Origin of the sequence: Amycolatopsis sp. NPDC049253 (assembly GCF_040678995.1) — a bacterium.
GTDB lineage: Bacteria > Actinomycetota > Actinomycetes > Mycobacteriales > Pseudonocardiaceae > Amycolatopsis.
Window position 1 is genome coordinate 39,190 of the sequence record NZ_JBFAQX010000040.1, and the last position, 12,062, is coordinate 51,251.

The 12,062-nt window shown below is 68.7% G+C and carries 10 protein-coding genes; 4 read left to right on the forward strand and 6 right to left on the reverse strand.

Annotation, left to right across the window (positions count from 1 at the left end; translation table 11 throughout):
- Window positions 1–16: 16 nt before the first annotated feature.
- Complete coding sequence (locus AB0K15_RS43770; RefSeq protein ID WP_364065815.1) at window positions 17–433, forward strand: DUF6223 family protein; 417 nt, start codon at window positions 17–19, stop codon at window positions 431–433.
- A gap of 806 nt (window positions 434–1,239) precedes the next feature.
- On the opposite strand, the gene AB0K15_RS43775 is transcribed toward AB0K15_RS43770, so the two are convergent.
- Window positions 1,240–1,800, reverse strand: a complete 561-nt coding sequence (locus AB0K15_RS43775; protein WP_364065818.1) for a TetR family transcriptional regulator — start codon at window positions 1,798–1,800, stop codon at window positions 1,240–1,242.
- Window positions 1,801–1,883: 83 nt separating this feature from the next.
- Here AB0K15_RS43775 and AB0K15_RS43780 point away from each other — a divergent pair, with 83 nt between their 5' ends.
- Window positions 1,884–2,843, forward strand: a complete 960-nt coding sequence (locus tag AB0K15_RS43780; RefSeq protein ID WP_364065823.1) for an NADP-dependent oxidoreductase — start codon at window positions 1,884–1,886, stop codon at window positions 2,841–2,843.
- Between the two features lie 284 nt (window positions 2,844–3,127).
- Here the strand turns inward: AB0K15_RS43780 and AB0K15_RS43785 are convergent, their stop codons facing one another.
- Genes AB0K15_RS43785 through AB0K15_RS43800 form a run of 4 tightly spaced genes read right to left on the reverse strand, consistent with a single transcriptional unit; the run spans window position 3,128 to window position 7,716 of the window.
- Entirely contained in the window at window positions 3,128–5,755 is a 2,628-nt protein-coding gene (locus AB0K15_RS43785; RefSeq protein ID WP_364065826.1) for a hypothetical protein, read from the reverse strand.
- 49 nt (window positions 5,756–5,804) lie between these two features.
- On the reverse strand, window positions 5,805–5,948 hold the full coding sequence (locus AB0K15_RS43790; protein WP_364065829.1) for a hypothetical protein: 144 nt from the start codon (window positions 5,946–5,948) through the stop codon (window positions 5,805–5,807).
- A 17-nt stretch (window positions 5,949–5,965) separates the two neighbouring features.
- Window positions 5,966–6,730 (reverse strand): hypothetical protein, encoded by a 765-nt coding sequence (locus AB0K15_RS43795; RefSeq protein WP_364065832.1) that lies wholly within the window; start codon window positions 6,728–6,730, stop codon window positions 5,966–5,968.
- On the reverse strand, window positions 6,727–7,716 hold the full coding sequence (locus AB0K15_RS43800) for a YihY/virulence factor BrkB family protein (protein ID WP_364065835.1): 990 nt from the start codon (window positions 7,714–7,716) through the stop codon (window positions 6,727–6,729). Before AB0K15_RS43800 ends, AB0K15_RS43795 begins: the two co-directional genes overlap by 4 nt.
- Window positions 7,717–7,835: 119 nt before the next feature.
- Here AB0K15_RS43800 and AB0K15_RS43805 point away from each other — a divergent pair, with 119 nt between their 5' ends.
- The gene (locus AB0K15_RS43805) at window positions 7,836–8,687 is read left to right on the forward strand and encodes a DinB family protein (RefSeq protein ID WP_364065838.1); all 852 of its coding nucleotides are present in this window, start codon (window positions 7,836–7,838) and stop codon (window positions 8,685–8,687) included.
- 511 nt (window positions 8,688–9,198) lie between these two features.
- On the opposite strand, the gene AB0K15_RS43810 is transcribed toward AB0K15_RS43805, so the two are convergent.
- Window positions 9,199–10,302, reverse strand: a complete 1,104-nt coding sequence (locus AB0K15_RS43810; protein WP_364065841.1) for a LacI family DNA-binding transcriptional regulator — start codon at window positions 10,300–10,302, stop codon at window positions 9,199–9,201.
- 118 nt (window positions 10,303–10,420) lie between these two features.
- Here AB0K15_RS43810 and AB0K15_RS43815 point away from each other — a divergent pair, with 118 nt between their 5' ends.
- The gene (locus AB0K15_RS43815) at window positions 10,421–12,043 is read left to right on the forward strand and encodes an FAD-dependent oxidoreductase (protein ID WP_364065844.1); all 1,623 of its coding nucleotides are present in this window, start codon (window positions 10,421–10,423) and stop codon (window positions 12,041–12,043) included.
- Window positions 12,044–12,062 lie beyond the last annotated feature (19 nt).

The following is a 12,062-nucleotide window of genomic DNA, read 5'->3' on the forward strand; positions in this document are numbered from 1 at the left end:
CGAGAAGGAGCACCTCATGCCCGCCCGCTACGTAGCCGCCGCAGCAGCCGCTCTGCTCGGCATTGTCTTCGCTGCCACACCGGCAGCCGCGCAGGTCTCGCTCCAGTCGGCCGACGTGGGCGCGTACACCCTGACCGCCGCGCGTCTGTGGGCCACCGCGGCCGCGCTGCTCGGGCTGGTCGGAGCGGTCATCGGCGGGCGGGCACTGGCTCGGTCTCTCCGTCGCATCGGCAGCGGCGGGAAGAGAGCAGCCATCGTGTCGCTGGCGTCGGGACTGACCGCCGTGGTCGTCGGCGCGCTGAACCTGGCCGTCGCCGACGGCGGCCCCGGCACTGGCAACGGCGTGATTGGTGGCGCCGCAGCCCTGGTGCTGGGGCTGCTCGCAATAGTCCTCGGCGGATTGGTGGCGGCGCGTTCCCGCCACACCGCCTGAGAGCTATCGACGACCGACAGGTCCAAGTCACGGCCCGTCGTGCGGTTGGCCGGCGACCCGCGGCGCTGGCTGCGCATGCGCGAAACTCGCGCACAGCGACCGCCGGGTACGGGAGTTGGTCGACGCCATCGGCCGGCCGCAGAAACTAGTGTCCTACCGCCGGTGGCAGCTGTGCACGGCTGAGCTGGTCACCGCGCGGCGGAGCAGCGTCGACGCGCGCGACACCGCTTCCAGTCCGCGACCGTGTCCGACGGCCGCGAAGTGGATATCTACGCCGACGGCGCGTCCAGCGATGGCGTGATGCTCTACCCGATTCAGCTGGGGCCACTTGCTCGACTTGCTGCCCGACGTTGCGCGGGTGGGATACCTGTCACGATTGCGCGACCACGCCGGCGAGGTCTCGTCATCACCGCGCACCGGCGGTGCGCCGCGGCCGGACGCGATCCGCTCTCCCACCCCCCGCTCACCGCGGGATCAGGCGTCGTCGTACCGGACATGCACGGAGGAACGCGTGCTGCCGGAAATCTTGCACGTGCCCGACTGCCCGAACGTTGCGCTGCTGGAGCGGTGCCTTTGGCTGCCACGAAGGAGCCAGTCCCGGTTGCCAACTGTCGCGGGATCACCGCGTCGCCGGCCGGTGGACCACCAACGGCAGGCGATTCATCGGGAGAGCGCGTTCCATCGTCTGCCGGGATGCCGTTCATCGGGGACAGGTTCCGGTCTTCCTTGATCGGTGGTCGTCAGCTGCAGGATCGCCTTGATCGCGGCGAACAGGTCGAGCATCAGCCGTTGCAGGCCAAGGAGGTTCAGGTGCTGCCGAGTGCGAGTACCTCGTCGGCGGCTTGGGCGATCAGGGTGTTCAGGTCGAGGCCGGGGTCGTCGGCCCAGGACCGGCTGGCGCGGTCGAAGGCTGCCATCCCGACCTGCGCTGCGAGTCGTGCTGTCGGTCGTGTGATCCCGCGCGCGGTGAGGGCGTCGGCGAGGGCGTCGGTGAGGCTGGCGGTCTTGGCGTAGGCGCGTTCCCGTAGGGCGGGGGTCACGGCGATCACCTCCGCCCGCTGCTGTGCCACCGCGCGGTTGGCGATGACGAGCGGGACCGCGGCGGTGAACGCGCGAACCATGACGGGCAGCGGCGCCAGGTCGTCCGGCGCCGCGGCGACGGCGTCGACGAGGATCGCGCGCAACTCCGCTTCACCGTCGAAGAGCACCTCGCGCTTGTCGGCGAAGTGGCGGAAGTAGGTTCGCTCGGTCACCCCGGCCCGCGCGGCGATCTGCGCGGTGGTCGTCTCGTCGTAGCCGCGTTCGCGGTACAGCTCCAGAGCCGCCGCCCGTAGCCGGGCGCGTGCCTGCGATCCATCTCTCGGCATGCCCTCCATTCTACGTAGTGTCAGTGACTGCCGCTATCCGGTAGTGTCAGTGACTGTCACTACAGGCGTTCGGAGGAGAACCGATGAGTCCCGTTCCCGCTACCGCAATCCGCTTCCACGAATACGGCGAACCGGCCGACGTCCTGCGCGAGGAGCGTGTCGAGATCGCCGACCCCGGCGCCGGCCGCGTCCGTGTGCGGGTGACCGCGGCCGGGCTCAACCCTGCCGACTGGGAGCTCTGCCGCGGATTCATGCCGGGCAACTTGCCGCGCGGCATCGGCTACGACGTCGCCGGAGTGGTCGACGCCGTGGGTGAGCACGTCGACGACACCGCGATCGGGGAGCTCGTCTTCGGGACGGCGGACTTCCTCACGCAGCCCAGCGCGGGCGCCGCCGACGTCGCGATCCTCGACAGCTGGTATCGCGTGCCCGAGGGCCTCGAACCCGTCGCGGCTGCCGTCTTGCCGATGGCCGTGCAAACCGCCACCTGGACCCTCGATGCGATGGACGTCGCGCCCGGGGCCACGCTGCTGGTCAACGGCGCCGGCGCGACGGTCGGGTTCGCCGCCGCCCAGATCGCCCTTCGCCGGGGCGTCCGGGTCATCGCCACCGCCGGCCCCACCTACGCGGCGAAGCTCACCGCCCTGGGCGCTCAGGTCACGTCGTACGGCGCGGGGATGGCCGATCGGGTGCGCGAACTCGCCGGTGGCCCGGTCGACTTCGTATTCGACGCTCCGCCGCCGAACGCGGGATCCATCCCCGAACTCATCGCCATCACCGGGAACCCGCACCGCGTCATGACGATCAGCAACCACGACGAGGCGAGGCGACTCGGCGCGCGGGTCAACCTCGACCACACCACCGATCCGGTACCAGCCGACACGTTCCTGCCCGACTACGCCGCGCTCGCAGCCGACGGCGCGTTCACTATCCCGATCGCACGCACCTACCCACTTGGTGAGTGGCGGTCCGCTGTCGAACTCGGCATGTCCGGCCACCCCCGCGGCAAGCTCGTCCTGCTTCCCGGACAAAACGCGCTCTAAGGCCGCATACCGGCCGTTCGAGAACGCAGCTTTCGCCAGTCGTCAGCGCGATAACCTGTTCCACTTCCACGTAGCTGTTGAATTCCCTCAAGGCGTGGCCACCCGCCGGGTTCTGGATCGAGTCGATCGCTTTGCTGCTCCACCGGCCGGACAGTGCGCCGTCGTACTCGCTGCACCTGTGCGCCTTCAGCTCGTCGATGTGCCTACTGGTTCGGGAGAGCGTGCTGCCGATACTGAGCATGCGGCCCCGCTCCCTGGCGGGAGCGGGGCCGCCGGTCACGCGGTCAGTTGACGTACACCGAGTAGCCGATGCCACCCGACTTGGTGCCGTCGGCCGTGTTGCCCCGCACGGTGACCGAGTAGATGCCTCGGTCCGGTGGGGTCCACGTCATCGTCCCCGCACCCGAACTGTCCGCCGGCACGGTGAACTCCTCTGTCACCGCACCGCGGTCGTTCCGGACGGAATAGGTGTACGAGACGATGCCCGGCATACCCGGCGTGAAGGTGAACGTCCCCGGCACACCAGGACCGCCCGACCACTCGCTTTCCGGGTATTCCTCGGACGACACGTACGGCGCGCTCGAGATGCTGAACCCGTACGTGTACTCCTGCGAGGCGACCGCGTCGGCCGTCACCGTACGCACGCGCAGGTTGTGGGAGGCCCAGCCTTCCGGTGGCAGCGGGGGAGTCCATGCCAGCACGGAGCGCCCGTTCTGAGCGGCCACCTGCTGGAACGGACCCCAGTCGAACGAGTACTCGAACGCCACCGCGCCCGGCTGGCGGGCTTCCAACGTGAAGGTGCCGGGGAACACCCGCCCGTTTGCCTGGAACTCCTTCGAGGTCACCGTTGGATCGTTCGTCACGGTCCACGTGATGTTGTCCGTTGACGACCACACGCCCGCCGTGTTCCTCGCGCGCACCACCATCTCGTAGTCGCCGATCCTTGGTGGGGTGTAGCTCACCGTCGCGGAGTTCCCGCTGACCGGCACGGTCCACCTGGTCGCCGGGTCCGCCGTCAGCCAGTACTCGAACTCCACGGCGTTCGGCATCGGGGTGGTGAACGTGAACGTGGCGGCTCTGCCCTCCGTCGCGATGTCGCCCTCGTGGCCGATCGTCGGTCGCCAGGTGTTGAGCGACAACCGTTTCTCCGTCACCGGGGACAGTCCGCCGGACGCGTCGCGGGCCTGGACCCGCAGCAGGCTCTGGTCAGCTGAGGTGAACTCGACGGGCAGCGTGGCGGTTCCGTCGGCGTTCGCCTCGACCGTCCACTTCGTACTCTCGGCACTCGCGAACCAGTAGTCGTACGCGACGACGTCCGGCATTCTCGGGGTTGCCGTGTACGTGGCCGAGCTGCCCAGGCCGACGTTCTCGGGCCCGCTTACCACCGGTGACGCGTCGACGAGGAATCGGTACTCCCGATCCGGCGACGTCACGCCCGAGGTGTCGGTGCTGCGCACGAACAGCACGTGATCACCACCGGTGGCCGGCGTGATCGTCACCTCGGCGACGCCGTCCGGGCCGGCCGTGACCGTGGCGGACGCGCCGTCGTCCAGCCGGTAGTCGTACGCCACGACGTTCGGCATCCCCGGCGCGAACCGGAACACGCCCGGCACGCCGATGCCGCCGTCCGGGCCGCCCTGCGGCGGATAGCGGTCGGACGTGACCGTCGGCCGCGTCTCCTTGACGAGGAACGAGTAGTAGGTGCTGAGCGAGAGGTTGCCCGCCCGGTCCCACGCCCGCACGAGCACCGACTGCCAGCCGTTGGCCGTTGGCGTGAAGCTGACGGTGGCCGTGCCGTCGGGGCCAGCGGCGATCTCACGCGTGTTCGCGCCGAAGTTGTAGTCGTACCGCGCGACGTCGGGGGAACCGTTGGGGGAGAAGGTGAACTCGCCCGCCACACCGACCCCGCCGCCCTCGGCGTCCGCAGGGTACGTCGCGGAGACGACGGCTGGCGCGTTCGGATCCGTGCGGTCGACGGTGAACCGGCACGGGCCCACCGTGGACGACTTCGCCCCCCAGCTGTCCTGTGCGTACACCTCCCACGCGTAGGTGCCGTCGGCGAGGTCCGAGGTGTCCGGGTACGCCGCGGCGGGGTTGCCCGACCCGGCACCCGTGTGCCGTTGCGACGGGTCCGCTACCGGCCACCACGTGAACTGGCCGGACGTGAAGTCGCCGTCCGGGTCGGATATCTGTGCGCTCAGCTCCAGCTCGCGGCTCACCAGTGCTCCGGTGCCGTCCTTGGCACAGGGTTCGTCGTTGGTGCGGAGGTCGGTCGGCGGCGCGGGCGGCGCGTTGTTGACCACCCGCAGCGTTGCCGGGGCCTCGATCAGCCGATAGAACGCCGGGTCCGCCTCGTGGGCTTCGGCGACGCGGAAGCCCAGCGTGAGGTGACGGTCCTTGTGGTCGACCGCGTCCCGTACCGCAGTGGTGACGTCGAACGTGGCGTCGTTGTCGATGCAGGTGCCGTCGGCGCCCCTGGCGGCTACCCGTGTCCGCTCCGCCGGGCGGTTCTGCCAGGTCGACTGCTTGGTGTAGGCGGAGGTCCGCCACACCTCGGTGGCGCGGCTGTCGCAGTCGACGTAGTGCGTCTCGCCGGCCGAAAGCAGCACCGTCGTGAACGGCACCCCTCGCAACGAGCTCAGGTCGAAATTGAGGTACGAGCGTTGGAGGTGCGGTGTGGTGTCCCAGGTGCCGATCGGCAAGGTGCCGGATGGCTCGAAATTGACGGTGGTCGGTGTCGCTGAGTCGACGTAACCCCAGGACGTCGCGGACAGCGTCACCTCGAAACGCTGTTGACCAGTGGTTTCCGCTGCCGCCATCGCGCCATCGGTGACGGTGAGCGCGATGGTGAACGCGACGGCGAGCAACGTCAGTGATCTTCGTAAGGTCATGCTGGCCCTCTCCTGTTGCATGCATGCAGGGACGTACACGCCTGAAGGGGAGGATTGGTTGCCGTATGGTTCAGCCCGCTCGCAGGCGCTTCACTGGCGGGAGAAGGAAGGCGTAGACCACCGCCACCGCCGCCGCGCTGGCCAGAGCCGGGGCGCTCGGCGCGACCGCGCCGACCGTCCAGGGATCGCGCACGAACTCGCGGAAGAACGACACAGCTCGGTGCCTGGCTTTCAGAGCGCTTTCACTTTGCTCGATCTCATTCTCACAGGTTGGGTTCCCGCACTTGACGAGGACGGAGTTGTCACGGAATCCGCCCGTCGGATTCGTTCAGTGTTCGTCAAGTGTCGAGTCTGTTCGGCGTCGGCGCGACGATGATGTTCGCGATCCCCACCATCCAGGTCCGGCTCACTGGCTTCGCTCTGGTCATGAGCTCCTCGATGCTGCAGCTCGTGAAGATGCTTTCTCACTCGACGAGCGTGGACCAGACGCCGAAGTTGCCGTAGGTCGCCGACTCGAAGCTGCCACCAGCTCCGCGCTCCGCAACTCCGGCCGCGGCGGTGTCGTCCGGAGCGACGAAGTACTCCGGTGTCGTCCGGAGTGACGAAGTACTCGATGATCGAACTCACGGGGCGATTGTGGACCTGTCGCCTTGCCGCGGTCCCGCCCGGCCCCGTGCCGCTCATCTCAAGTGAGCCAAACGGGCCCAGGGCAACCCAGTCCGGCTGTCCCTCCTTCGTGACGGTCCGGACCAGCTCCGGCGGGTGCTCGTCGAAGCGGACGATCAACGCTTCCTTGACGCCGAAAACGACGTCGGTGTCGAGGTAGTCGGCGCCCTCCTGGAAGAGGTGGGTGATCAGCTTGCGGAAGCCGGGTTCCTCGATGAGGAAGTGGATGTGGGCCGGGCGGAACGGGTTGATGTCGGTCTTGCCGACCAGGGCGCCGACGGGGCCGTCGAGGGGGATGGAGCAGCTCATGGCGCCGAGCTTGAGGGTCACTTCTTGACGGTGCGCCTGACTGATCGGAGGTCGATCTCCACACCGATCAGCAGGGCGAAGTGGCCCACCCATAGCCACGCGAGAAAGATCACCACAGTGCCGAGCGCGCCGTAGCCACCAGCGGCGAAGTTCGCGTTGTACCAGGAGAACGCGCCGGAGCCGGCGAGCCAGAGCAGTACGCCGACAACGCCGCCCCGGCTCACCCATTTAGCTCGCCCGCGCGGGGCTCCCGGGGTGGCCGGCAGCCCTCGCTGCAGCAGCCCGAAGAAGATCAGGAGCACTGCGAACAACAGCGGCCAGCGCAGTACGTGCCAAAGGCCCGCGACCAGGTCGGGCAGCCCGACCGCCCGTTCGAGGGCGGCGCCGAGCGGACCGCTGGCCAGCAGCGCGAGAGTGATCCCGGCCAGCAGGGCGAGCATCAGGAGAGTCAGCGGAAGCCGCGAGAACTTGGCGACCCAGGGCAGGCGGGTGTCTGGCACTCCGCGGATCCCGCCGATCGCGCGTTGGCAGGCGGCGACGTAGCCCGAGACCGCCCACACGCTCGCGACCAGTCCGACCCCCACGACAGTTCCGGCCGCGGTGCGGTCGCGCAGGGCGTCGCGCAGAACCGGGCCTACCCCGGCGGCGCCGGCCGGCAGCAGCTCGACAAAACCATCAACGACGACGTCGGTGTCGGGAGTGGAGCGCAGGATCAGCTCGAGAATTCCGACCAGCACGATGAGCGCCGGGAAGATCGCCAGCAGGCCGAAGTAGGTCAGTGCTGCGGCTCGGTCGGGTAGCTGGTCCTCGGCAACGACTCGCAGTGCGGCCTCGACTCGGCTGCGCAGCGCGCGAACCAGCGGAGCCGGGTTTGTCACGTGCTCATGCACCTCCTTTCGCCAAGTCTGCGCCGGCTTCGTCGGCGCGACCTCGTCCGGGAGGGTGGAGACCTCGAGCTGTGTCCGTTCATCCCCATCCTCTTGTGCGAAATCCGTTTCCGCAGCCACGCGCCAAGACCCCGGGCCCGGGCGCGTAGCGCGGCGTTTCTCACCCTGGAAGGGTGATGTGTCAGCGGTGGTCTCGGTGGTGGTCCTGCGTCGCGATAGCGCCTTATCGCGGACTCACGGTGGCCCGCTTCGCGCGCATCGAGCCGATGGCCAGGCCGGTGCCGAGTGTGGCGGGGGCGGGGCGGGTGGGCGAGACTGCTTCGATGGTTTCCGAGTACGCCCAGAGCGACCAGTTCCGTGGTGCTCGTATCCGCCTGTGCAATCTCGCCGGCCTCGAGATTCGCGATTGTGAGGTGAATGGTCTGAAGATCGTCGACTGCTACGGCAGGGACGTCTACCTCGGTGGTGACTTCGAGCGCCTTGTCGTCAACGATGTCGACGTGACCGCCTACGTCGAGGCGGAGCTCGACCGTCGGCACCCCGTACGGGTGCTGGCGCGGGATGCGGCATCTCCCGAGGACTACGGGGCTGCGTGGGAGGCGATCGCGGTCCTGTGGGGCGCGACGCTTGAGCGGGCGAGGTTGTTGCCCGAGGCCAGACTGCACGAGCGGGTCGCGGGCGAGTGGTCGTTTGTCGAGACGCAACGGCATCTGCTGTTCGCGTGCGATTCCTGGCTCGGCAACGCCGTGCTCGAGGAGGAAGCGCCCTACCACCCGTGGGGCCTGCCCACAGGGGGGATGCCGCCAGACGCGGCGGCGAAGCTGGGCCTGGCCGTTGACGCCACCCCGTCGCTCGACGAGGTGCTCGCGCCGCGGCTGGCCCGCATGGCCGTGATGCGGCGTGTCGTCGAGGGGCTCACTTCGGCCGAGCTCGACCGGGTGTGCGGTCGCAAGCCGGCGGACCCGTATCCCGACACGGAGTACGTCGTGCGCCGCTGTCTCAAGGTAGTGCTGAAAGAAGAAGGCGAGCACCATCGTTACGCGGTGCGCGACCTTGCGGTGCTCGAGGCAGGTGTGCCTGAACCGCAGTAGTCGCCGAGCGATTCCCCGGCCGGGTGGCGACCCCTCGTGTCCGTGACGGGTGACGGATTCGAGACTGTTTCGGGTCTTAGGGACGGGACGAGGGGAGCGCACGGGGGACGCGGGCACGCTCACGGCCCTCGTGGCGGATGGCGCGTTCCGCGTCGACGTCGGTGAGGGCACCCGGTGCTGTGCGAGCTCTGGGCGCGGGTGTAGATCACTCGGCCACGAAGTCAATTTCGCAACCGTGCCCCTGCGTTGTTTGGAGCGGGGGCCGATCCTTGGTGCCCCGCACTCCGACACGCCGCGGAGTGCGGAACGCCATCACCTTGCCAACTGAGTGTCAGTGAGCCATTTGTCGTACGCGATGCCTCCGCTTGACCAATTTGGTAAGTCACCAACAAAGTGGAACAGCGGCGCCACCAAGAGCTACCGCTACGACGGCCTCGACACCGCCGCCGAACTCTCCGGCACCACCGTCACCGCGACTACCCTCACCGGCGGCCTGGACCAGGTCTTCGGGTCAGTCGGAGTGGGCCGCCGTGAGGGTGCGGCCTGCGCGTAGGTTGCATTCGAGCGTGGTGTGCACGGGTGCGGCGGTGGGGTCGTCGAGCAGTTGCAGGAGCAGTCGGACTGCTTCTCGGCCCATTTCGCGCCGTGGGATGTGCATTTCGGCGATGGTTGCCATGCCGGGTTGTTCGGGGCTTCCGCCGAGCGCGACCAGGGACAGTCGGTCTGGGACTGTGATGCCTGCTCGCCGTGCCGCTGCGCGGATGCGTGGCGCGTCGGTGCTGAGTTCGATCACGAGGGCTGTGAGTCGGCGGGTCCGGATGATGTCGAGGAGGGTGGTCAGGTCGGTGAGCTCGTCTTTGCCGGGCCGGGCCGATTCGCCGATCGTGAGTATCGGGGCCTGCTCCGGGGTGAGTCCGAGTTCTTCGCGTGCCAGGCGGAATCCCGCACGACGTCCGGCTATTGGTTCGTGTGCCTGCGCGTTCTGGATGAGCGCGATGCGCCGGTGGCCCTGGCGGACCAGCTCGCGCACGATGTTCGCGGTGCCACCGACGTAGTCCGCGGCCGTGTAGGACAGGTCCACGCCGGGGATGTCACGCTGGCCGACGAACACGAACGGATAGCCTTCGTCGGCAAGGCGCGTGATCTCCTCGCGGGACTCGTCCACGCCGACGAGCACGGCACCGTCGGCCAGCTGCAGGCAGTTGATTCCGTCCGGGTAGATCGATCGCGCGCCGGACGGGGTTTTGGTGCCGGTGAACATCAGCAGGTTGTACCCGGCCTCCTCGGCGGCCTCTTCGATGCCGACGAGGAACTCATAGTAGAAGTCCCGGCTCTCCAGGGGAAACGCCGACTGGAAGGTGAACACGCCGAGCAGGCGGTTGCGGCCACTGGCCAGGTTGCGCGCGGCGATGTTGGGCACGTAGCCCAGTTCGCGCACCGCGTCCCACACCCGTTCCCGGGTTCGGTCGCTGATGCGAATGGTGCCGTGCTCCCGGCTGTTGACGACGGCGGACACGATCGCCGCGGACACCTCCGCCCGCGCGGCGACGTCGGCCTGCGTGGGGCGCCGCCGTCCACTGGCCGTTCGCTTCCGCTTGGCCTGCCCGTCGTTCATCGTTCTCCTTTTCGCTCGGCCGGTCACCGAAGTGTAGGGCTTGACGTCGGATTCTGGCACGCAGTACGTTCAGCGCATCGCCTCATGCGGTTAATCACATGTTTCGGAGGGCCTGTCGATGGAGCGGGAAACGGATGTGCTGGTCGTCGGTGGCGGCCTCGGTGGGGTCGGCGCGGCCCTCGCGGTCCTCCGCCTCGGCAGGCGGGTCGTGCTCACCGAGGAGGCACCGTGGCTGGGTGGCCAGCTCACGGCGCAGGCCGTGCCGCCTGACGAGCACCCGTGGATCGAGCACGGCGGTGCGACCCGCAGCTACCGCGAGCTGCGCAACCGGATCCGCGACTACTACCGGCGCAACTATCCGCTCAACGAAGGCGCTCGGGTGGACCTGCTGCTCAACCCGGGCAATGGCGGGGTGAGCGAGCTGTGCGCCGAGCCGCGGGCGGCCGTCGCCGCGATCGATGAGCTGCTCGCCCCCTTCCGGGCCGACAACCAGCTGACCGTCCTGATGGAACACGAACCGGTCGCGGCCGAGTGCGAGGGTGACCAGGTCACCGCGGTCACCCTGCGGGACCGGCGCTCCGGGGACCGAGTCACGGTCGCGGCGGCGTACACGATCGATGCCACCGAGCTGGGCGATGTACTCGAGTTGGGCGGTGTCGAGCACGTCGTCGGCGCGGAAAGCCGGTCCGACACGGGTGAGCTGCACGCGGTCGACGGCCCCGCGCAACCTGGCGACCAGCAGGCGTTCACGTGGTGCTTCGCGCTCGACTACCACCCCGATAAGGACTTCACGATCGACAAGCCGGCCGGGTACGACTTCTGGCGGGCCTACCAGCCGGACTTCTGGCCCGCGCCGCTGCTGTCCTGGGAGGACGTGTACCCGGTCACCTTGAAGCCCCGTCGCGAAGGGATTTTCGAGGATCCGGGATCGCCGCGCGGGATCAGGGCACGGGACCGCTGGACCTACCGCCGCCTGTTCACGATCGGCAACCACCAGCCTGGCCGCTATTCGAGCGACGTCTCGCTGGTGAACTGGCCGCAGAACGACTACTGGCTCGGTCCGCTCGTCGGGGTCGACGAGGAGACCCGCGACCGGCACCTGCGCTCCTCCCGCGAGCTGAGCCTGTCCTTTCTGTACTGGATGCAGACCGAAGCACCGCGCCTCGACGGCGGCACCGGCTACCGGGGGCTCCGGCTGCGCGGCGACGTGCTCGGCACCACCGACGGCCTGGCCATGCGCCCCTACATCCGGGAGTCGCGGCGGATCAAGGCGGAGCTGACCATCGTCGAAGAGCACGTCGGGGTCGAAGCCCGCGAAGCGGCCGGGCTTCCCGAGGGCTCGCACGTGTACGGCGACAGCGTCGGTGTCGGTTCCTACCGGATCGACCTGCATCCGAGCACCGGGGGACCCGAGGGCCCGCGCACATACGTCGACGTCTCGAACTACCCCTTCCAGCTCCCGCTCGGCGCACTGATCCCGGTGCGGGTCGAAAACCTGTTGCCCGGTAACAAGAACATCGGGACAACACACATCACCAACGGCTGCTACCGGCTACATCCGGTGGAGTGGACCATTGGTGAGGCAGCGGGCGCCCTCGCCGCGCACTGCCTCAACACCGGATCCCGGCCCCGCAAGGTCCGCAACGACCCCGCCCGGCTCGAGGAGTTCCAGGAGCTGCTCATCGCGAAGCTGGGGTTCGAACTGTCCTGGCCCGAGGAGATCCGCACCACCCGCAGGTAATCCAGACATGGAGGTTCCA